This window comes from Arthrobacter sp. P1_D4 (genome assembly GCF_056406115.1).
Map to the genome: position 1 here is coordinate 66,796 of NZ_JBFUAU010000011.1, position 20,317 is coordinate 87,112.

Annotated in this window: 18 protein-coding genes and 1 riboswitch; of the genes, 13 read left to right on the plus strand and 5 right to left on the minus strand. The window is 66.9% G+C overall.

Features of this window, described 5'->3' with window-relative positions; genetic code table 11:
• Window positions 1-34: 34 nt before the first annotated feature.
• The 3 genes from AC1D0A_RS12215 (at window position 35) to dcd (ending at window position 4,338) form a co-directional block, all read left to right on the plus strand.
• Window positions 35-1,198 carry an acyltransferase family protein gene (locus AC1D0A_RS12215; RefSeq protein WP_243180563.1) on the plus strand — a complete coding sequence of 388 codons (1,164 nt, stop codon included), beginning with the start codon at window positions 35-37 and terminating at the stop codon, window positions 1,196-1,198.
• A 583-nt stretch (window positions 1,199-1,781) separates the two neighbouring features.
• Window positions 1,782-3,662 carry a PKD domain-containing protein gene (locus AC1D0A_RS12220; protein WP_279294219.1) on the plus strand — a complete coding sequence of 627 codons (1,881 nt, stop codon included), beginning with the start codon at window positions 1,782-1,784 and terminating at the stop codon, window positions 3,660-3,662.
• Window positions 3,663-3,762: 100 nt separating this feature from the next.
• A complete protein-coding gene (gene dcd, locus AC1D0A_RS12225; RefSeq protein WP_476943263.1) occupies window positions 3,763-4,338 on the plus strand; it encodes a dCTP deaminase in 576 nt (191 codons plus the stop codon).
• Window positions 4,339-4,432: 94 nt separating this feature from the next.
• Here dcd and AC1D0A_RS12230 read toward each other — a convergent pair whose 3' ends face one another.
• Genes AC1D0A_RS12230 through AC1D0A_RS12240 form a run of 3 tightly spaced genes read right to left on the minus strand, consistent with a single transcriptional unit; the run spans window position 4,433 to window position 7,556 of the window.
• Window positions 4,433-5,629: a cation:proton antiporter gene (locus AC1D0A_RS12230; protein ID WP_028275381.1), complete on the minus strand. Its 1,197-nt coding sequence runs from the start codon at window positions 5,627-5,629 to the stop codon at window positions 4,433-4,435.
• A 5-nt stretch (window positions 5,630-5,634) separates the two neighbouring features.
• Entirely contained in the window at window positions 5,635-6,117 is a 483-nt protein-coding gene (locus AC1D0A_RS12235; RefSeq protein ID WP_018774037.1) for a cation:proton antiporter regulatory subunit, read from the minus strand.
• Window positions 6,118-6,155: 38 nt separating this feature from the next.
• Window positions 6,156-7,556: an MFS transporter gene (locus AC1D0A_RS12240; protein WP_476945927.1), complete on the minus strand. Its 1,401-nt coding sequence runs from the start codon at window positions 7,554-7,556 to the stop codon at window positions 6,156-6,158.
• Between the two features lie 225 nt (window positions 7,557-7,781).
• Between AC1D0A_RS12240 and AC1D0A_RS12245 the strand changes: the two genes are divergently transcribed.
• From AC1D0A_RS12245 to mnhG, 6 genes are read left to right on the plus strand one after another with little or no spacing between them, the layout of a single operon-like run.
• On the plus strand, window positions 7,782-10,838 hold the full coding sequence (locus AC1D0A_RS12245; protein WP_476945928.1) for a Na+/H+ antiporter subunit A: 3,057 nt from the start codon (window positions 7,782-7,784) through the stop codon (window positions 10,836-10,838).
• Window positions 10,835-11,356, plus strand: coding sequence for a Na(+)/H(+) antiporter subunit C (locus AC1D0A_RS12250; RefSeq protein ID WP_476943260.1), 522 nt, complete (start codon window positions 10,835-10,837; stop codon window positions 11,354-11,356). Before AC1D0A_RS12245 ends, AC1D0A_RS12250 begins: the two co-directional genes overlap by 4 nt.
• Window positions 11,353-12,981 carry a Na+/H+ antiporter subunit D gene (locus AC1D0A_RS12255; RefSeq protein WP_028275386.1) on the plus strand — a complete coding sequence of 543 codons (1,629 nt, stop codon included), beginning with the start codon at window positions 11,353-11,355 and terminating at the stop codon, window positions 12,979-12,981. Before AC1D0A_RS12250 ends, AC1D0A_RS12255 begins: the two co-directional genes overlap by 4 nt.
• A complete protein-coding gene (locus AC1D0A_RS12260) occupies window positions 12,978-13,523 on the plus strand; it encodes a Na+/H+ antiporter subunit E (RefSeq protein ID WP_476945929.1) in 546 nt (181 codons plus the stop codon). Before AC1D0A_RS12255 ends, AC1D0A_RS12260 begins: the two co-directional genes overlap by 4 nt.
• On the plus strand, window positions 13,520-13,798 hold the full coding sequence (locus AC1D0A_RS12265) for an MrpF/PhaF family protein (protein WP_018774043.1): 279 nt from the start codon (window positions 13,520-13,522) through the stop codon (window positions 13,796-13,798). The genes AC1D0A_RS12260 and AC1D0A_RS12265 overlap by 4 nt, the downstream gene beginning before the upstream one ends.
• A gap of 31 nt (window positions 13,799-13,829) precedes the next feature.
• The gene (gene mnhG, locus AC1D0A_RS12270; RefSeq protein ID WP_476943266.1) at window positions 13,830-14,177 is read left to right on the plus strand and encodes a monovalent cation/H(+) antiporter subunit G; all 348 of its coding nucleotides are present in this window, start codon (window positions 13,830-13,832) and stop codon (window positions 14,175-14,177) included.
• A gap of 91 nt (window positions 14,178-14,268) precedes the next feature.
• Here mnhG and AC1D0A_RS12275 read toward each other — a convergent pair whose 3' ends face one another.
• Both AC1D0A_RS12275 and AC1D0A_RS12280 read right to left on the minus strand, forming a co-directional pair.
• Window positions 14,269-14,532 (minus strand): DUF4235 domain-containing protein, encoded by a 264-nt coding sequence (locus AC1D0A_RS12275; protein WP_028275389.1) that lies wholly within the window; start codon window positions 14,530-14,532, stop codon window positions 14,269-14,271.
• A gap of 39 nt (window positions 14,533-14,571) precedes the next feature.
• The gene (locus AC1D0A_RS12280; protein WP_476943258.1) at window positions 14,572-15,117 is read right to left on the minus strand and encodes a heme-degrading domain-containing protein; all 546 of its coding nucleotides are present in this window, start codon (window positions 15,115-15,117) and stop codon (window positions 14,572-14,574) included.
• Between the two features lie 187 nt (window positions 15,118-15,304).
• Window positions 15,305-15,448: riboswitch (TPP riboswitch) on the plus strand.
• A gap of 66 nt (window positions 15,449-15,514) precedes the next feature.
• Between AC1D0A_RS12280 and AC1D0A_RS12285 the strand changes: the two genes are divergently transcribed.
• The 4 genes from AC1D0A_RS12285 (at window position 15,515) to AC1D0A_RS12300 (ending at window position 20,287) form a co-directional block, all read left to right on the plus strand.
• On the plus strand, window positions 15,515-16,162 hold the full coding sequence (locus AC1D0A_RS12285; protein WP_476943257.1) for an ECF transporter S component: 648 nt from the start codon (window positions 15,515-15,517) through the stop codon (window positions 16,160-16,162).
• A gap of 28 nt (window positions 16,163-16,190) precedes the next feature.
• Window positions 16,191-17,858, plus strand: coding sequence for an ABC transporter ATP-binding protein (locus tag AC1D0A_RS12290; protein ID WP_476945930.1), 1,668 nt, complete (start codon window positions 16,191-16,193; stop codon window positions 17,856-17,858).
• Window positions 17,855-18,658: an energy-coupling factor transporter transmembrane component T family protein gene (locus AC1D0A_RS12295; protein ID WP_476943255.1), complete on the plus strand. Its 804-nt coding sequence runs from the start codon at window positions 17,855-17,857 to the stop codon at window positions 18,656-18,658. The genes AC1D0A_RS12290 and AC1D0A_RS12295 overlap by 4 nt, the downstream gene beginning before the upstream one ends.
• 105 nt (window positions 18,659-18,763) lie before the next feature.
• Window positions 18,764-20,287, plus strand: coding sequence for a UDP-N-acetylglucosamine 1-carboxyvinyltransferase (locus AC1D0A_RS12300; protein WP_476943254.1), 1,524 nt, complete (start codon window positions 18,764-18,766; stop codon window positions 20,285-20,287).
• The last annotated feature ends 30 nt before the right edge of the window (window positions 20,288-20,317 follow it).

Here is a 20,317-nt window from a genome sequence, read left to right on the forward strand (position 1 = left end):
CTGGTGTTTGTTTGTGAGGACGAAGAGGTAACGAATGCGACTCATCGGATTTTCAAGTCTCGGCTCGCCGAAAGACCAACATAAATCGGCCGCCCAGCGGACGGACTTGCCGCAGGCCAAACCCGGTAAGTACCAGGGTATTCAGGCCCTTCGCTTCATCGCCGCACTACTGGTAGTGGTCACACACTCGACCTTTTATGCTCACGAAAGACTGTCGTCATCGGTCCCCGTCTGGAATGACGGCGTGGTTGGCGTCCGGGTGTTTTTCGTGATCAGCGGTTTTGTCATGGTTGCCTCGACGACTTCTCTCGCCGGTACTCGGGACGGCTGGAAGTACTTTTCAATGCGGAGAATAATCCGCATTGTTCCGATGTACTGGATGGCCACCACGGTCAAATTACTAACGATGTTGGTACTGCCTGCGGCGGTTCTTCATTCAGCGCTTGATCCCGGCAAGGTTGTCCTTTCATACTTGTTCCTGCCCTCCCGTAACGCGGACGGAGCCGTGGAACCACTCTTGGGTGTTGGCTGGACTTTGGTGTTCGAGATGTTCTTTTACGCAGTCTTTGCCCTTACGCTGCTCGTCAGGGCGAACGTCATCTACCTGACTGGGGGCGTGCTAGTCCTTGTTGCTTGCGGATCTCTGTTCCGCGGAGCCAACTGGCCTGCCTGGGCCGTCTACTTTGATCCGATCGTTCTCTATTTCCTTGTGGGCATGCTCATTGCAAAGTTGACTCTCAACCCCCGAACGCGCCGCCGCTTGGCGCCGGCGGTCCTTGCGGTACTTGTACTCGGGATTTTATACATGGTGATCCACCCCGATATAGATGGTTCGTTGAACAATCGTGTCTTCGAAATGCTCGCGGTAAGCGCAATCGTCTTGGCAGTGGCCTGGCTTGAGCCGCTCATTGGACGAGGGATCCCAAAGTTCGCGACGTTTCTGGGAGCCGCGTCCTACTCCCTGTACCTGTTTCATCCGTTAATTGCGCCAGCAATACCCGAAGTGCTGGTTCGGCTGGGAGTCACGAACGGCGTCGTTTCTGTCCTGCTGTCGATCGCGGCGGCACTGATTGCAACCACGCTAATTTATCGGTTTGTGGAACTGCCAGTGACGGCCTGGCTGCAGACTCGTGTTCCATATGTCAACCGACAGCCCAAAGCGGCTGGTTCGCTCGAAACAGCGGACTCTGGAAAGTAATAGGCAGCCGAAAAATAGTTGGCCGACTCTTCGCATTACCGTCGGTTCGATATGCCCCGAGGCAAACCCTGCGGATCTGTTGCGCCCTGATGGAGCATGCATTGCTCAAGGCAGAGGCAAGTACAAATGCGAGTAGGGCCGACGAAACGGCGAAAAAGTCGAGTACCGCATACTCGGGGACCCGAAGGGGGGTCAGCTTACCGTTCAACCCAGCACACAAGTGGTGTGCTGGGTTGAGCGGAATGTATCGCTGAAGTGCCGGCCCAGCACATCACCAGCGATGCCGTTCGAAGCAAATTCATGAGGGGGCAGCATGAGCGTTGAAAACAGCGGTTCATCAACGGAGTGTGCACCGTCGCCGCCCCAGCCGCCCGATGCCAACCATGGCCATCACAGCGGGCCTCCGCAGCCGATGACGGGTAAGAAGTGGGTCCCTGTTCGGAACCGGCGCACGGATAAGCGTGCCGCGAGCGCAACGAAGAGGCGATTAACGCTCCGTGTCGCCACGTTTTGGCATCTCGTCACGGTGTCGGTTACGAGCGCTGCCCTTGTCTTCGCCGGATCAGTGGCCTGGAGTCCCGCGATGGCCCAACTGCTGCCCGGGAGAACGGAGGCTGCCGAAGCCGCCGTCGTCCCCGCCGTTCCGGGGGAACTTCGCGTCACAGCGGCGGGCGATTATTCCACTTCAGCCGCCGCTGCCGGTGTCCTCTCCCGAGTCGGACAGCTCAAACCGGACCTGCACCTGGCCCTGGGTGACCTTTCCTACGGTGCCACCGGAGCAGAGCAGTCCTGGTGCGATTTCGTCACAGCCCGCACAGGCGCGGGCTTCCCGGTCGAGCTGGTGTCGGGCAACCACGAAAGCAACGGACAGAACGGAAACATTAATGATTTTTCTGCTTGCTTGCCCAACCAGCTTCCCGGGGCGGTGGGGACCTACGGCCGGCAATACTACGTCGATGTCCCGCAGCAGAATCCATTGGCACGTTTTGTATTTATCACTCCGGGAATACCTTTTACGGGCGGAACCCCTGACTACTCCGTCGGCAGCCCTCGTTATAACTGGACAGCAGCAGCAATCGACGGAGCCCGGTCCGCGTCCATACCCTGGGTCGTGGTGGCCATGCACACACCTTGCATCTCGATCGGCATATACGACTGCGTTGCAGGCACCGACATTACTAACCTGCTTCTCAGCAAGAAAGTGGACGTCGTCCTGAACGGCCATGAACATCACTATCAGCGCAGCAAGCAGCTTTCAGTAGCAGCCGGATGCGCGGGGCTCCAGCCTGGCGTCTACAACCCATCCTGCGTGCGTGACGGGGACAATTCCCTGGCCAAGGGAGCCGGCTCCGTCTTTACAACCGTCGGGACGGGTGGCGTGGGCCTGCGCGATGTCAATACCGCCGATCCAGAAGCACCGTACTTCGCCGCCTATTCCGGCCTCAACCTGAACCCCAGTCACGGCCTGCTGGACATGAAGTTCACCGCCACCACCTTGGACGCCCGATTTGTCGCCACCGACGGCGCGTTCACGGATGCCTTCAGCGTCGCTTCGTCGGGGAGCAATGTGCCTCCAACGGCGTCCTTCAGCTCGTCCTGCTCCAATCTCACCTGTGCATTCGACGCGTCGGCATCCACAGATCCGGACGGCACCATAGCAAGCTATGCCTGGGACTTCGGCGACGGCACCAGCGGCACCGGCCCTTCGCCGTCGCACCCCTACGCCACCCCCAGCAGCTACAACGTCACCCTGACGGTCACTGACAACGGCGGTGCCACGGGCGCGGCAACCCAGACAGTCACAACAACAGCTGGCACAGCACCGTTTGCCCAAGACGCATTCAACCGGGCGGTCACTAATGGTCTCGGCACCGCGGAAACGGGTGGCCCCTGGTCCGTGACGGGTAGCACGAGCGATTACTCCGTGGCCAGCGGGACAGGACGCCTGCGCATCGCCTCTGCGGGCGTCGCCAACTACGCCTATCTGGGTTCTGTCAGTTCCTCGGCCACCGACCTCTACCTCGAGCTTGCGACCGACAAACCCGCCTCGGGTTCCGGCCTGTATTTCTCGGCAGTCGGACGAAGGATTGCGGGATCCGGAGAATACCGGGCTAAGGCCCAAGTGACATCCACGGGCGCTGTGAACCTGTCATTGATAAGGACATCGGCCAGCGGCACCGAAACCACGATCCAGAGTGGCCTCACGATCGGTGGCCTGAACTATGCCGTCGGCGATCGATTGGCAATGCGCCTGCAGGTCACGGGCACGGGGACCACCACCATCCGCGCCAAAGTCTGGAAAGTGGGGACGGCCGAACCGGTCAGCTGGCAGCGCTCCGTGACTGACACGACGGCGGCTCTGCAGGCGGCGGGCGGCATCGGGTTATTCACGTATCTTTCCAGCAGTGCTAACAATGCGCCGATCACTGTGCTGCTGGACAATGTGACGGCGGCGGCCCCGTAGCCGGTTCACGAGCCCTGGGCGCTGTTATCCGACCGGCGCCCAGGGTGTAATACAGGCCTCCGGCCAGGCGGACCGTAGTGAGTGCGGTATTTTTGAACCTGTGCTGATCTCTGACCGCGACATTCGAACCGAAATTGACTCCCAGCGGATTGTCCTCGAACCCTTCGACCCCGACATGGTCCAGCCGTCCTCGGTGGACGTCAGGATCGACAAGTTCTTCCGGCTGTTCGATAACCACAAATACGCCCACATTGACCCGGCCGAGGAGCAGCCCGAGCTGACCCGCCTGGTGGAAGTTGAGTCCGGCGAGCCGTTCATCCTGCACCCGGGGGAGTTCGTCCTTGGCTCCACGTACGAGACCGTGACGCTGCCGGATGACATCGCGGCCCGCCTCGAGGGCAAGTCTTCGCTCGGCCGGCTCGGCCTGCTGACGCACTCGACGGCGGGTTTCATCGATCCCGGATTCTCCGGCCACGTCACGCTGGAACTGTCCAACATGGCCACGCTGCCCATCAAGCTCTGGCCCGGCATGAAGATCGGCCAGCTGTGCTTCTTCCGGCTGACCTCGGCCGCGGAGCACCCGTACGGTTCGGGGGAATACGGCAACCGCTACCAGGGCCAGCGCGGGCCCACGGCCAGCCGCAGCCACCTGAATTTCCACCTCACCAACATCTAGGCGGGACGGCTGCCATCCAGGCCGGACGGCCGCGCCAGGCAGCCAAGCCAGCCTCCCGGCCACGCAGCAAGCGCCGTGTCGCAGGGCGGCAGCGTTACGCCGGGCCCGAGGTCCGGAACGCGGGGCGCCGTGCGGGACGGCGCAGGAGCCGGACCAGCGGCTCCACAAAGCGGGCGGCCAGCGGCCCCACGATCGCCATGATCAGAACGTAGGCGGTGGCGAGGGCTGCCAGATCGGCGGGCACCACGCCGGAGGCAACGGCCAGGCCGGCGATGACAATCGAGAACTCGCCGCGTGCGATCAGGGCCGCGCCCGCGCGGTAGCGGCCGGGAATGCCAATCCCGGCCCGCTTGGCCGCCCAGTACCCGGTGACCACCTTGGTGGCTGCCGTCACCAGGGCCAGCAGCAGGGCCCAGCCCAGGACCGGGGGGATGGACCGGGGGTCGGTGTTGAGGCCAAAAACAACAAAGAAGATGGCCGCGAAGAGATCACGGAGCGGTTCCAGGACGCGGGTGGCGCTGTGGGCCGTGGCGCCGGAAATCGCGATGCCGAGCATGAAGGCGCCCACTGCCGCGGAAACCTGCATGGCGGCCGCGAGCCCCGCGACCAGAAGTGCCGCGCCCAGCAGGTTGAGCAGGAAAACCTCGGAGTTTTCGCTGTGCACGGCCTTGGACACGTGGTGTCCGTGCCGCAGGGCCACCACCAGGACCAGGCTGACGACGGCCAGGGAGATCCCCACCGTCTGCAGCCCCAGCAGGATGCTGACGCCGGCCAGCGTGGCGGTCAGGACCGGCAGGTACACGGCCATGGCGAGGTCCTCGAACACCAGGATGGACAGGACCACCGGGGTTTCCCGGTTGCCGATGCGGCCAAGATCCGTGATGACCTTGGCGGCGATCCCGGAGGATGAAATGTAGGTGACGCCGCCCATCACCATGGCCCCCACGACGCCCCATCCCAGCATCACCGCGAGCCCGGCACCGGGCAGGAAATTGAGCAGCAGGTCCAGGACGCCGGCCTGCCAGGACCGCCGCAGGCCGGTGACGAGCTCGGACGCCGTATATTCCAGCCCAAGCATAAGCAGCAGGAGAATCACGCCGATCTCGCCGGAAAGGTGCGCGAACTCGTGCATGCCTTCGAGCTTGACCAGGCCCCCGGCCCCGAAGAACAGCCCGCCCACCAGATAGAGCGGGATGGGGGACATGCCGATCCGCCCGGCCAATCTGGCCAGCAGGCCGAGGCAGAAGACGACGGCCCCCAGCTCGATCAGGGTCAGCGCGAGCGGATCCATCCGGCTTATCCGTTGCGGAGGATGCCGGCCGCCGTGTCCAGGCCTTCTTGCGTGCCCACCGCAACGAGGAGGTCACCGGGGTGAAGGACGACGTCGGGTCCCGGGGAGGGCAGGACCTCGCCTTCGCGCATGATGGCCACGATCGAGACCCCGCTGCGGGTCCGGATGCACGCCTTCCCCATCGGCTGGTTCTGGAAGGGTGACTCAGCGCTGATCGAAAACTGGCGCGTGACAATACCCGGGATTTCCCGGTGCGCTTCCGAGAGCTGCATGGCGATGCGCTGGCCGCCCAGGAGGTTGCCCAGGGCGGCGGCCTCATCCGCAGTCAGCGGGACAGAGGCCTGGCAGGTGTCAGGATCGTCCCAGGTCGAGACGATGAGTTCCGTCTGGCCCTCGCGGTATTCGACAACGCCGATCCGGCGTCCGGAGGCAGTCATGAAGTCCTTGCGCCGGCCGAGGCCGGGGAGGTCCGTCTCATCCACGTTCATACCCTCAGCCTAGTGCGCGAACCGGTGATTCGGCCGCCTCAGGACTCGGGGACCACCGCGATTTCGGTCTGGTCGGGGGCCTTGACCGGCAGGAGCACGAGCAGGCCCACGAGCAGCACCACCATGATGCCGAGGATGCCCCAGCGCTGGGCCTGGCCCTCCGCTACGAAGGGTGCGGCGACGGCGATGCACAGCGTGAAGAGGGCGGGGGCGAGGAAGCTTACGGCCCGGCCCGTGGTGGCGTAGAGGCCGAAGAGCTCGCCGGATTCGCCGTGCGGGGCGAGCCTGGCGAGGTAGGCGCGGGAGGACGACTGGGCCGGCCCCACGAAGAGGCACAGCAGCAGGCCGAAGACCCAGAACGTGGTGGTCCCGGCCCAGGCCATGCCAAAGAACGTGTAACTGCCGTTGCCGAGGACCAGGATCGCGGTACCCGCGACCAGCAGGCCGGCGAGGGACGCGATAATCACAGTCTTCGGCCCGATCCTGTCATCCAGGAAGCCGCCGAGGATGGCGCCGCCGGCCGCCACGACATTTCCGAAGATCGCGAAGAAGATGACGTCCTTGAGCTCGAAGCCAAAGGTGCCGGCCGCGATCACCCCGCCGAAGGTGAAGACAGCTGCCAGCCCGTCCCGGAAGATGGCGCTCGCGAGGAGGAAGTAGATAGTGTGCGGGCTGGTCCGGTAGATCGCCTTGATGCGCCGGACGAGCAGGCCGTAGGAGGCGAGGAACCCCAGTCCGGCGCCCCGGTCCGAGCGCGGCAGCTCCGGGACCGCGAACAGCACGGGCAGGGCAAAGACGAGGAACCACAGGGCCGAAAACACCGCCACCAGCCGGATGTTCAGGCTGTCCGCGGTGGAGGCGCCAAACCAGTTCACGCTGGGCTGGACAAAAAGCTGGAGCACAACCAGCAGCGCGACGATGCCGCCGAGATACCCCATGCCCCAGCCGAAGCCGCTCACTTTGCCGATGTTCCGCGGGGTGGAGATCTGGGTGAGCATGGCGTTGTAGTTGACCCCGGCAAACTCGAAGAAGACGTTGCCCAGCGCTATGAGCGTGACGCCCAGGATCAGGTAGTCCGGCCGCGGGAAGACAAAGAAGCAGAGCCCGGTCAGGACGACGACGGCGGCCGTGTTGACCCCCAGCCACAGCTTCCGCCGGCCGCCCGTGTCCGAGCGCTGCCCGGTGACCGGGGCCAGGAGGGCAACGGCCACGCCGGCGACGGCCAGCGCGGCGCCCAGGACTGCCGAGGCCTGGTCCTCCCCGCCGAATGCCCTGGAGGTCAGGTAGACGGTGAAAACGAATGTTGTCATGACGGCGTTGAAGGCTGACGAACCCCAGTCCCACGAGGCCCACGCGAGGATCCGGCCCCGGTGCGGGACGGGACTTCCCGATTCCAGTTCCGAGGGGCGCATGGCCTCTGGGGCGGCGGCAGTGTTCATAGCCAGAATCGTAGCCGCCCAGGGCGTCCTCCGAGGGGGAGCGGGAGGGGGTTTTGCCAGCCGGGGTTTAACCCCGGCTTCACATTTGCGTCGAATTGTTCAGCGGCCGGTGACCCGGCCAAAAGAATTTGTACACGCTTGGTAAACTGACGGCACCGAACCTAACAAATGACCCGCCTGCTCCAACTTGCTGACAATCGACTTTCTGACGTTGCGGAGATACCAGTGATCACAGTCCTTGCCGTGCACTTTGCGGTGGCTGCTGTGGCCCCGCTGCTGTTCCGAAAGTTTGGCAGGAATTCGTTCTTTGCCCTGGCCGCGGTCCCCGCGGCCTCCTTTATCTGGCTGCTGCTGCAGCACGACGAAGTCTATTCAGGCACAGTCTATTCAGGTTCTGACGGGGCGATCACCGAAGTCATCCCCTGGATTCCCGGCTTGCAGCTCGAACTCGCGTTCCGGATGGATGCCCTGGCCTGGATCATGTCCCTGCTGGTGCTGGGGGTGGGTGCGCTGGTGCTGGTCTATTGCGCCCGCTACTTCAAGGACAAGGACGACTACCTCGGCGGTTTCGGCGCCCAGCTCCTGGCCTTTGCCGGGGCGATGTTCGGCCTCGTTACCGCTGATGACCTTCTGCTGCTGTTCATCTTCTGGGAACTGACCACAGTGCTGTCCTACCTGCTGATCGGCTACGCCCGCACCCGGCTGTCCGCGCGGCGCTCGGCGTTGCAGGCACTCGTGGTGACCACCGCCGGCGGCCTGGCCATGCTCGTGGGGCTCATCATGCTCGGTTCAACGGCCGGAACCTACCGGATCCAGGCCATCATGGATCTGGCTCCCACCCTGGTCGCCGGCCCCGCAGGCGGGGTCGTGAACGCCGCCGTCGTCCTCATCCTGATCGGTGCGATCACCAAATCCGCCCTGGTGCCGTTCCACTTCTGGCTCCCCGGCGCAATGGCTGCCCCCACCCCCGTGAGCGCCTACCTGCACGCCGCGGCCATGGTGAAGGCCGGGATCTACCTTGTGGCCCGGCTGGCCCCCGGATTCGCGGACACCGCGGCGTGGCTGCCGATCGTGCTCGGCCTGGGCCTGGCCACCATGCTGGTGGGCGGCTACCGGGCCCTCCGGCAGACAGATATCAAGCTCATCCTCGCCTACGGCACCGTGAGCCAGCTGGGCTTCATGACCATGGTGGTGGGCCTCGGCACCCCCGACGCGGCACTCGCCGGAATAGCCCTGCTCCTGGCGCACGGGCTTTTCAAAGCCACGCTCTTCCTGGTGGTGGGCATCATCGACCACCAGTCCGGGACGCGGGACATCCGCGAGCTCTCCGGCGTCTACGGATCGGCCAGGGCACTGGCGGTCGTCGCGGCGATCGGCGCGGCCTCGATGGCGGGCGTGCCCCCGCTGGCCGGCTTCGTCGCCAAGGAATCGGTGTTCGAGGCCTTCCTCCAGTACAAGTCGGAGACCGGGACCGGACCCTGGCTCCTGGCCGGTGTGGTCCTGGGCTCCATCCTGACCTTCGCCTACAGCGCCCGGTTCATGTGGGGAGCCTTCGCCCTCAAACCCGGCGTGGAGCCCACGGCCTTCAAGCCGGTCAAACCGGCGTTCCTCGCCGCACCGGCGATCCTGAGCCTCCTCACAATCCTTTACGGGCTGTGGCCTGCCCCCGTTGACGCCTGGATCCAGCCCTACGCGGAGCTTTTTGTGCACGGCTCCGAGGCCCCGCCCGGGCACCTGGCGCTGTGGCACGGCATCACCCCGGCCCTCGGCCTGACCGCAGTGACGTTCGTCCTGGGCCTGGCCATGTTCTACGGCCGCAACGCCGTGGCCCGGCTGCAGGCGCTGGTGCCGGGCTGGATCGACAGCGACCGTGCCTACCAGCTGACGATCGGCGCCCTGGACGACACCGCGGTATGGATCACCGGCCGGACCCAGCGAGGTTCGCTCTTCTTCTACCTGTCCGTCATCCTGACCGTGGCGTTCGTCCTGCCGCTGACGGCGCTGCTGCTGGCCAACAAACCGCTGCCGCCCGGTCTCTATGTCATCGATCCCGGCTCGCCGCTGCAGTTGGTGGCCGGCGCCGGAATCGTGATCGGGGCGCTGGCCGCGGTGCGCGCCAACAAACGGTTCCTGGCCGTCCTGATGGTGTCCGTCACCGGCTACGGGATTGCCATGATGTTCGCCCTGCAGGGAGCCCCGGACCTCGCCCTGACCCAGATGCTGGTCGAAACCATGATCCTGGTGGCGTTCGTGCTGGCCATGCGGAGCCTTCCGCCGGGGCTGCGGGACCGCACCGGCGGCAAGTACAGGGTCATCCGCGTGGTGATCGGCCTGGCATTCGGCGTCACCATGATTTTCGTGGCCATCCACGCCCTCGGCGCCCGGGTGGCGCCGCCGGTCTCCCTGCAGTTCCCGCAACTGGCCTATGAGGGCGGCGGCGGACTCAACGTCGTCAACGTGACCCTGGTGGACATCCGGGCCTGGGACACCTTCGGCGAGATCTCGGTCCTGGCCCTGGCCGCCACCGGCGTCGCAAGCCTCATCTTCGTCCGCGGCCGCGGTGACCGCATCCGGACATCCGCGAGCGTCGCGGAAGGGACAGTGGGCCGGCGCACCGGGGCCAGGGGCAGCACCAGGGAAGACGCCGCCCTGGCGATGAACCGGCGGTTCGCTGCCGCCACTCGCGACGCCTGGCTGGTGGCCGGCCGGACCCTGGCACCCGAACGCCGCTCGATCATTTTCGAGGTGGTCACCCGCCTCATCTTCCACTCGATGATCGTGTTCTCCATCTATCTGCTCCTTGCCGGCCACAACCTGCCCGGCGGCGGCTTCGCCGGCGGCCTCACCGCCGGCCTCGCCCTCACCATCCGCTATCTGGCCGGCGGCCGCTTCGAACTGCGCGAGGCGACACCCGTCGGCGCCGGCACCCTGCTGGGGATCGGACTGGCCACGGCGGCTGCCGCCGGAATGACGCCGCTGCTGCTGGGCGGCGAAGTGTTCCAGAGCGCCATCGTGGAGCTGTGGCTGCCCGTCTTCGGCGACATCAAGTTCGTCACCTCGACCATTTTCGACATCGGTGTCTACGTCGTGGTCGTCGGACTGGCCCTGGATGTGCTGCGCAGCCTCGGCGCGGAGATCGACGAGCACTTCGAAGAGCAACCCGAGACGACCGAAGAGGGGGCCGCCGAAGACCAGGGCAGCGGAGGATTCCCGGGCGGTGTCCCCGCCGGGTCCGCCGACGAGTCCGCCGACGCGGAAACCACTGCCAAGGGGAGAACATGAGCGTCAACCTGACCCTGCTGACGGTCATGGGCGCCCTTTACGCCTGTGGCATCTACCTGCTCCTCGAACGCAGCCTCACCCGGGTCCTGCTGGGCCTCATGCTGCTGGCCAACGCCACGAACCTGCTGATCCTCGCCACCGGCGGCTACGCCGGGCTGGCGCCGCTCTTCGACAAGGACACCGCGGCGGGAGACTACAACGACCCCCTGCCGCAGGCCCTGATCCTGACCTCGATCGTGATCTCCTTCGCCGTCACGGCGTTCATGCTGGGCATCATCTACCGCACCTGGGTCCTGGCCCGCCAGGATGAAATCCAGGACGACGCCGAGGACCGCCGCGTCGCGGAAACGCCAAGCTTCGATGCCGAGGATGACTCCGTGATCCCGGTCGAGACGTCGGAGTTCCCGCTGGCCACGGTCATGTCCGGTGACCGCCCCGTGCGGGCCGACAAGGCCGCCTCTGAAGAACAGCCCGGCTCCCTCAACGTTGACCCCAGCCCGGAAGGAGGCGGAGAGTGAACATCACCAGCCTTGCCCCGCTCGCCGTCGTACTCCCCATCCTGGGCGCCGCCCTGACCTTCCTGCTCATCCATCACCCCCGGGTCCAGCGCGCGGTCAGCATCGCCGTGCTGACGCTGACACTGCTGCTGGAATGCTGGCTGCTGGCCTCCGTCTGGGATGGCGGGACGGCCGCGGTGAACATCGGCGGCTGGCTGCCGCCCTGGGGCGTCGTGCTGGTGGTGGACCAGTTCTCCTCCCTCATGCTCGTGGTGTCCTCGGCCGTGAGCCTTGCGGTGCTGATCTACGCAACGGGACAGGGCATGGCCGACGGCGACCGCGACGCGCCGGTCTCGATCTTCCACCCGACCTACCTGATCCTCGTGGCCGGGGTGTCCAACGCCTTCCTCACCGGAGACCTCTTCAACCTCTACGTCGGCTTCGAGATCCTGCTGACGGCCAGCTACGTGCTCATCACCCTCGGCGGGACAGGCCCGCGCATCCGGGCCGGCGTGACCTACGTGGTGGTCTCCGTCGTGTCCTCGGTGCTGTTCCTGATCGCGATCGCGATGATCTACGGCGCCACCGGAACCATCAACATGGCGGACCTCGCCATCAAGCTCGGCGACCTCGACCAGGGCACCCGGACGCTGCTGCACGTCATGCTGCTGGTGGCCTTCGGCATCAAGGCTGCCGTCTTCCCGCTGTCCTTTTGGCTCCCTGACTCCTACCCCACCGCCCCGGCCCCGGTCACCGCGGTGTTTGCCGGGCTGCTGACCAAGGTGGGCGTCTATGCGATGGTCCGCACGGAAACGCTGCTTTTCCCGGGGGATGCGCTCAACGCCCCGCTCATGGTCGCGGCGCTGCTGACCATGGTGGTGGGCATCCTCGGCGCCCTGGCCCAAAGTGACATCAAGAGGCTCCTGTCCTTCACCCTGGTCAGCCATATTGGCTACATGGTGTTCGGCCTGGCCATGTCCACCGTGGCCGGCCTGGGCGCCGCGGTGTTCTACGTGGCCCACCACATCACTGTCCAGACCAGCCTGTTCCTGGTGACCGGCCTGATTGAACGCCGTGGCGGCAGCTCGTCCATGGACCGTGTGGCGGGACTGGCCAAGCTCTCCCCGGTCTTGGGGGTCCTGTTCTTCATTCCCGCCATGAACCTCGCCGGAATCCCGCCGTTCTCGGGTTTCCTGGGCAAGCTGGGGCTGCTTCAGGCAGGCGTGGAACTGGGGACGCCGCTGGCCTACGCCCTGGTGATCGGCGGCGTGCTGACGAGCCTGCTGACCCTGCTGGCGATCGCGAGGGTCTGGAACCGGGCGTTCTGGCGCAAGCCCGGGGACGCCGAACACCCGGATCCGGTGCTCCTGGCAGCGCCGGCCGACTCCGCCACGGGTGACCGGGCCGGCAAGACGAATGTGACCCTGCTGCCCCGCACCATGGTGGGCTCCACCCTGGGCCTGGTGGTCTTTGGCGTGGCCCTGACGGTCTTTGCCGGGCCGCTGTTCAGGGTGGCCGACCAGTCCGCCCAGGAGATGCTGGACCGGACCTCCTATATCCAGGCCGTGCTCGGCCCGGACGCGCCCGTGCCGCCGGTGCCTCCGTCGCTCCATCCGGCGCAGGTCCGGGAGGGCGGCGGGAAATGAACCGGAAAAGAATCTCGCTGCGCCAGGAACTGCCGCTGCTGGTCTGGCTCGTCTTTGTCTGGGGCGCGCTCTGGCAGAACTTCAGCCCGGGCAATCTCCTCTTCGGCGCCCTCATCGCGGTGCTCGTGGCGCGCATTTTCTATCTGCCCCCGGTGGAACTCGGCGGCCGCTTCAACGTGCTCCGCGCCGTGCCGTTCGCCCTCATCTTCCTCGGAAAAGTCGTCGCGGCAAGCTTCCAGGTCCTGTACCTGGCCGTGGTCCGCGGCCCCAACGTGGTCAGCGCGGTCGTAGCCGTGCCGCTCCGCAGCCATTCGGACCTCCTGGTCACGGCCACCGGGCACGTGATCTCGCTGATTCCAGGGTCCCTCGTGGTGGAGGTGGACAGGTCGACGTCCACGCTCTACATCCACGGCATCAACGTCCGCAATACCGAGGACGCGGCCAAGCTGCGCAAAGAGGTCCGGGACACCGAGGCCGGGCTGATCCGGATCATGGGGACCAAAGCCGAACTTTCCGCCCTGACACTGGAGACTGCCGCATGATGCAGACCGTCCTGACGGTGACCGCCGTCGTACTGTCCCTGGCCGCCGCGGGGGCGATCGTCCGGATCGCGCGGGGGCCCTCGCTGCTGGACCGGGTTCTGGCCGCCGACGTGCTGCTGGCCATCTTCGGCGCGGCCCTGTGCATCGACATGGCCGCCAACCGGCACCTGAACAACCTGATGCTGCTCGTTGCGATTTCCCTGATCGGCTTCGTCGGCTCGGTCACCGTGGCCCGGTTCGTGGCCGACAGGCGGGAGGGCGTCCGTGAATCCTGACACAGTGATCGACGCCGTCTCCGCCGTGTTCATGGTGACCGGAGCCCTGATGTCCCTCGCGGCCGCCATCGGGCTGCTGCGCTTCCCGGACCTCATGAGCAGGATGCACGCGGCCACCAAACCGCAGGTGCTCGGCCTGTTCCTGCTGCTGGCGGCCCTCGGCCTGCAGATGCGCACCTGGTCGGTGTGGCCCGTCCTGCTGGTGGCCTGGCTCTTCCAACTGCTCACCGTCCCCGTGTCCGCCCACATGGTGGGCCGGGCCGGCTACCGGACCAAGCACCTGCACCCGGAGCTGCTGAGCTCCGACGAACTCGAGGCGGTAGTCCAGAAGGCCGCCCAGCAGGCGGCCACGCACGGAGCGGACGGCGACGACCGCTGAGCCCCCGACCGGGCCCGGCGGACCCGGCCGGCACGTCGACGGACGCGGCCGGGGCCTTCGACTGCCGCGGCGGGCGCCGCGGCAGGTCGGGTCAGACGACGTCCTGGGTCTTGGCGAAGCGGGTGATCGCGCGCTGGGTGCCGCGGTTGGCGAGCACCTGGATGATGGCGCTGACCGATGCGGAGATCAGGGCGAACGTCAGGGCCGAGCGCAGGGTGGTGGGGACGTCGTCCTCCTGGCCCTTGGGCGGTTTGTTGCCCGTGGACTTTTCCCACAAGGTGTCCACCAGCTTGGTGCCGGCAAAGCCGGCCAGGAGGCTGACGCCGGTGCCGAGCAGCTTGATGAGGATGTTCATTCTTCGGTCTCCTTGGGACGGGAACGGTTTTCCCCTAGCCTAGCGTTCCGGGGTGAGGACCATCCGCAGGGCCTCGACCACGAGTTCGTGATCCGCCTTCTGGGGCAGGCCGGAGACGGTGACGACGGCGACGGCGCCCGTGCCGCGCACGTAAATGGGGAACGCCCCGCCGTGGGCGGCGAACTCCGACTGATCCCACCAGGCGTTGTCCTCGATCCTTCCGCCGGCGGCGCGGGCCCGGAGGCCCACCAGCAGGGACGGGACCTCGTACCGCATGGCGGTGCGCTTCTTGGCGTTGATCCAGCGCTCATTGTCCGGTGTGGCGCCGTTCAGTGCGGCGTGGAAGAGCACCTGCTCGCCTTTGGTGATGTCGACGGCGATCGGCAGCGAGCGTTGCCTGCCCAGCTCGACAAGGAGGAGCCCGAGGTCCAGGGCGTCATCCTTGCTGAACGACGCGAACTGGAGCGCCTCTATCTCGGCCAGCACGCGGCCGATGAGCGCCGCCAGGGAGCCGTGCGGCTGCGGCTCACTGGAGTCGGGATCGTATTCCCCGGAGGGATCTTGGGTGACCGGTGTGTGCGACAAAATATTCCAGCTTTCCGGTGGGTGACGAGGCCGCCCGCTGGCGGGTCCGGGGGTCCGGCACGACGACTCTACCAAGAGGGTTTTCCGGGCCGCCGGGACTGCCGCCGTCCGCTCCGCGATTGTGACGGCACACCACTGAAAACCCGGCCGTTCGGGTGTAAACTAAGCCAGCCCACAAGGGCGAAAATAATTACGACAGGGGAGCGCCGCCGTCGGGCATCGCCGGAACAATCCGGGGAAACCTTTGGTGGGCGCTGAGAGTGCGGACAGCCGCAGACCCTCGAACCTGATCCGGTTAGTACCGGCGCAAGGGAGTCGAGTTCTCAGGGTGCGCGGAGGGCGGCGGAAGCCGAGACCGGCCGGCGCACCCTCCCCTCCTGTTCCTCAGGAGGACGACATGACAGATATTTCAGCACAGCATGGTTCCGCCAGCCGTTCATCCGCCCGGCGCAACTACAGCTGGCGCGTGGTGGACATTGTGGTGGCCGCGTTGATCGCCGTTGCCGGCGGCGTCATTTTCTGGGCCTGGTCCCAGGGCGCGAACCTGATCTCGACTCCGGTCAACGCGGTCTACCCGCCGTTGAGCGGACTCTACGCCGGCGGCTGGATGATCCCGGCGGTGCTGGGCATGCTCATCATCCGCAAGCCGGGCGCCGCGCTCTTCTGCGAAACCGTCGCGGCCACCGGCGAGCTCATCATGGGTTCGCAGTACGGCACCACGGTGCTGATCTCCGGCATCCTGCAGGGCCTCGGCGCCGAACTGGTCTTCGCGGCCTTCCTCTACAGGAAGTTCAACCTGCCCGTCTCCGTGCTGGCCGGCGCCGGCGCGGGCCTCTTCTGCGGCTTGAACGATTCCTTCCTGCCGTGGGGCTGGAACATCGCCTACGAAGCCGGCGACAAGCTCGCCTACATCCTCTTCACCACGATCTCCGGCGCAGTGATTGCCGGCGGACTGGCCTGGCTCGCCACCCGCGGCCTGGCGAAGACCGGAGTGCTGGGCTCCTTTGCCTCCCGCAAGGCCGCCACGGAGCCCGTCTTTTCCTGAGCCCCGTCGCTGAATCCTGCAGAGAATCATGAGATCTTCACCGGGCGTCCGGCCGGCCGCCGTCACGGCCCGCGGCTGGGGCTGGCGGCATGCCGGACGGACCAGGCCCGCGGTCAGCGGCCTTGACCTGGACATCCGGCCGGGGGAGCGCGTGCTCCTGCTGGGGCCCTCCGGCGCCGGCAAGTCGACGCTGCTCCACGCCCTGGCCGGCGTGCTGGGCGACGGCGCCTCCGGCGACCCCGGCGGCTCCGGCGCCTCCGGCGACCCCGGCGACGCCGAGAACACAGACGAGACCGGCAGCCTCCTGATCGACGGCGCCGCGCCACGGGCGCAGCGCGGCCGCGCCGGGCTGGTGCAGCAGGACCCGGAAACGCAGGTGGTGCTCTCCCGCCTCGGCGACGACGTCGCCTTCGGGGCGGAGAACCTCGCCGTCCCGGCGGCGGAGATCTGGCCGCGCGTGCGCGAGGCCCTCGACGACGTCGGGCTGGGACGGCTGCCGCTGGACCACCCGACGGCGGCCCTCTCCGGCGGACAAAAGCAACGGCTCGCGCTCGCCGGGATCCTCGCGATGCGGCCAGGGCTGCTGCTGCTCGACGAGCCGACCGCCAACCTCGACCCCGCGGGCGTCCTGGAGGTCCGCGACGCCGTGGGCCGCTGCCTGGACAAGACGGGCGCCACTCTGGTGGTTGTGGAGCACCGGGTGGGGGTCTGGAAAGACCTGGTGGATAGGATCGTGGTGCTGCAGCCAGGGTCCGCCACGGACTCGGCGGTCTTGATTGACGGACCGCCGGACCGGGTCCTGGCCGAGGCGCGGGATATGCTCATCGGTGCCGGCGTCTGGGTGCCGGGCTACGTCCCGGCGACGCGGATGCGGACACCGGCGCGGGGCGCGGGACAGACTCTGCTCACGGCCGACGCGCTCGCGGTGTCCCGCGAACGGCCGCGGCGGGCCGGGCTGCGCGACGGCTTCCGCACCATCGCGCCGCGTCCGGTCCAGTCCGGGCTCTCCGTCCGGGTCCGCGCCGGCGAGGCGCTGACCATCACCGGCCAGAACGGCACGGGAAAGTCCACCCTGGCGCTGACACTGGCCGGTCTCCTGCGGCCCGTCGCGGGAACAGTCTCGGCCACGGCGGAGCTGAGCAGTCCCGCCACCGGTCACTCCAGTGGTCGCTCCAGTGGCCGCGTACGCGACAGCGCCGGACCCGATCCCTACCGGTGGAAGGCCCAGCAGCTGATCGCCAGGATCGGAACCGTCTTCCAGGAACCCGAGCACCAGTTCGTCACCGGCAAGGTCCTCGACGAGCTCATGTTCGGGCCGCGCCACCTCGGCTACGGCGAAGACCGCGTGGACGAACTGCTGGAGCGGCTGCGGCTGACGGAGCTTGTGGACGCCAACCCCTACACGCTCTCCGGCGGCGAGAAGCGGCGCCTTTCGGTAGCCACTGTGCTGGCGGCGCACCCCCAGGTGCTGGTCCTGGACGAGCCCACCTTCGGCCAGGATGCCAATACCTGGGCCGAACTCGCCTCGTTCCTCTCCGAGCTCCTCGACGCCGGCACCGCCGTCGTGTCCGTGACGCACGACGCCGAATTCAGCGCCGTCCTCGGTGGCGCCGAACTCCGCCTCCGGCCACGGGAAACCGGAGCCGCGGACGCTCCCGGCCCGGATCTTCAGCTGCCGGAGGGGGCCTCGCCATGAGGGACGCACTGAGCCTGCGCGGCAACCATGCGCTGCTGACCCGAGCCAACCCGCTCGCCAAGTTCACGGCGGTCACCCTGATCACCCTGGTCCTGGCGCTCTCCATTGACTGGGTGTCGGCGTCGGTGGCGCTGGCGTTCGAACTGCTGCTCCTGCCGCTGGCGGGCCTGACTGTGGCCTTGCTGTGGCAGCGCGGCTGGCCGCTGATCCTCGCCGCGGCGCTGGGCGGCTGGAGCACGGCCATCCTGGCGCCCGATTCCGGACCCGTCCTGCTCGATGCGGGGATCTGGTCCATCAGCGCCGGTTCCCTGCAGCTGGGGATCGGCTTCATGCTCCGCGGGCTCGCGATCGCCTTGCCCGCGGTGCTGCTGATGAGCTGCACCGACCCCACGGACCTGGCCGACGCCCTGGCCCAGAACGCGAAACTGCCGCACCGGTTCGTCCTGGGCACCCTGGCCGCGATGCGGCTCGTCGGAATCATGGCCGAGCAATGGCAGACCATCGGCATGGCCCGGCGGGCCCGCGGCGTGGGCTCGAGCGGCAACCCCTATCAGCGGTTCCGAGCCACGCTGGGCCAGAGTTTCGGCCTGCTGGTGCAGGCGATCCGGAGCGCCTCGCGGCTCGCGGTGACCATGGAGGCCCGCGGGTTCGGCGGTGCCGCCCGGACCTGGGCCCGGCCCTCCACGTTCAGCGGACTCGATGCCTGGGTGCTGCTGGGCGGGCTCGGCATCGCGGCCGCCGCCGTCGCCGCGGCCCTCGGCGCGGGCACCTGGAACCTCGTCTTCCTCACCCGCCAGTAGACCGGCGCCGCCGGTTATCGCATGGCGTGGGTATCCGTGTGAGATTGACGCCATTCCGGCCGGAATTGCCGTGGTTTATAAATCATGCGTGATATTTTCGGGAGCATGACTCAACCGACTGCTGAACACGTAGGCATCCTGCTCCGCGAGGCGCGCGGCGCCAAGGGCTGGACCCAGGGGCAACTCGCCGCCGAGCTGGGCACCAGCCAGAGCGCCATCGCCCGGATGGAACAGGGCAAGCAGAACCTGAGCCTGAAGATGATCCAGCGTCTGGAGGCGATCGTCGGGCACAGCATCGTCAAGGTGGGCCGGCCCCAGATGACCCACCTGCGCGTCGAGGGCGGCCGCACCCTCGCCGGCGCGGTGGACGTCAACAGCAGCAAGAATGCCGGCGTCGCGCTGTTGTGCGCCAGCCTCATCAACCGCGGCACCACCACGCTGCGCAGGCTTGCCCGGATCGAGGAAGTCAACCGGATCGTGGAGGTGCTGACCAGCATCGGCGTCGAATGCACCTGGCTCAACGCGAACGACCTCCAGATCCGCCGCCCCGCCGTCCTGGACCTGGCCTCCATGGATGTGGAGGCGGCCCGCCGGACCCGCAGCGTCATCATGCTCCTGGGCCCGCTGCTGGACGAGGCCGACACCTACCGGCTGCCCTACGCCGGCGGCTGCGACCTCGGCACCCGCACCGTGCAGCCGCACATGCAGGCACTGCACCAGTTCGGCCTTAGCGTGGAGGCGAAGTCCGGGTTCTACGCGGTGCAGGCGCCGCCGTCGGACGGTCACGACCGCTCCTTCGTGCTCAGCGAACGCGGCGACACCGTCACCGAGAACGCCATCATGGCCGCAGCCCACCGCCGTGGCACCACCATCATCCGCAATGCCAGCCCGAACTACATGGTGCAGGACCTGTGCTTCTACTTGCAGATGCTCGGCGTGGACATCGCCGGGGTTGGCACCACCACGCTGAAGATCACCGGCCGGCCGTCGATCGACGCCGACATCGAATACTTCCCGTCCGAGGACCCCATCGAGGCGATGAGCCTCATCACCGCCGGCATCGTGACGAACTCGGAAGTCACCATCCGCCGCGTCCCGATCGAATTCATGGAAATCGAACTCGCCACGCTCGAGCAGATGGGCCAGCGGCTCGAGGTTTCCGGGGAGTACTTTGCCCGCAACGGCCGAACCCGCCTGGTGGACGTCACCACCAAGCCTTCGGAGCTGCGGGCGCCGGAGGACAAGATCCACCCCATGCCCTTCCCCGGGCTGAACATCGACAACCTGCCCTTCTTCGCGGTGATCGCCGCCAACGCCCACGGCCAGACCATGATCCATGACTGGGTCTACGAGAACCGGGCCATCTACCTGACCGAGCTCAACAAGCTCGGCGCCCAGGTCCAGCTGCTCGATCCGCACCGCATTTACGTCAACGGGCCCAGCAAGTGGCGGGCGGCCGAGGTGGGCTGCCCGCCTGCCCTCCGCCCCGCCGCCTGCCTGCTGCTGGCCATGCTGGCGGCCCGTGGCGTCTCGGAGCTGCGGAACATCTATGTCATTGAACGCGGCTATGAGGACCTGGCCGAACGGCTGAACACCATCGGGGCGAAGATCGAGTATTTCCAAGACTGAGCCCCGCGTTGGTGTGGGGCGTTTCGGCGG

Coding starts and splice junctions, on each gene's coding strand:
- AC1D0A_RS12215 (WP_243180563.1), top strand. CDS start 35: ATGCGACTCATCGGATTTTCAAGTCTCGGCTCGCCGAAAGACCAACAT.
- AC1D0A_RS12220 (WP_279294219.1), top strand. CDS start 1,782: ATGGCCCAACTGCTGCCCGGGAGAACGGAGGCTGCCGAAGCCGCCGTC.
- AC1D0A_RS12230 (WP_028275381.1), bottom strand. CDS start 5,629: ATGGATCCGCTCGCGCTGACCCTGATCGAGCTGGGGGCCGTCGTCTTC.
- AC1D0A_RS12235 (WP_018774037.1), bottom strand. CDS start 6,117: ATGAACGTGGATGAGACGGACCTCCCCGGCCTCGGCCGGCGCAAGGAC.
- AC1D0A_RS12240 (WP_476945927.1), bottom strand. CDS start 7,556: ATGAACACTGCCGCCGCCCCAGAGGCCATGCGCCCCTCGGAACTGGAA.
- AC1D0A_RS12250 (WP_476943260.1), top strand. CDS start 10,835: ATGAGCGTCAACCTGACCCTGCTGACGGTCATGGGCGCCCTTTACGCC.
- AC1D0A_RS12260 (WP_476945929.1), top strand. CDS start 12,978: ATGAACCGGAAAAGAATCTCGCTGCGCCAGGAACTGCCGCTGCTGGTC.
- AC1D0A_RS12265 (WP_018774043.1), top strand. CDS start 13,520: ATGATGCAGACCGTCCTGACGGTGACCGCCGTCGTACTGTCCCTGGCC.
- mnhG (WP_476943266.1), top strand. CDS start 13,830: ATGGTGACCGGAGCCCTGATGTCCCTCGCGGCCGCCATCGGGCTGCTG.
- AC1D0A_RS12275 (WP_028275389.1), bottom strand. CDS start 14,532: ATGAACATCCTCATCAAGCTGCTCGGCACCGGCGTCAGCCTCCTGGCC.
- AC1D0A_RS12285 (WP_476943257.1), top strand. CDS start 15,515: ATGACAGATATTTCAGCACAGCATGGTTCCGCCAGCCGTTCATCCGCC.
- AC1D0A_RS12290 (WP_476945930.1), top strand. CDS start 16,191: ATGAGATCTTCACCGGGCGTCCGGCCGGCCGCCGTCACGGCCCGCGGC.
- AC1D0A_RS12295 (WP_476943255.1), top strand. CDS start 17,855: ATGAGGGACGCACTGAGCCTGCGCGGCAACCATGCGCTGCTGACCCGA.
- AC1D0A_RS12300 (WP_476943254.1), top strand. CDS start 18,764: ATGACTCAACCGACTGCTGAACACGTAGGCATCCTGCTCCGCGAGGCG.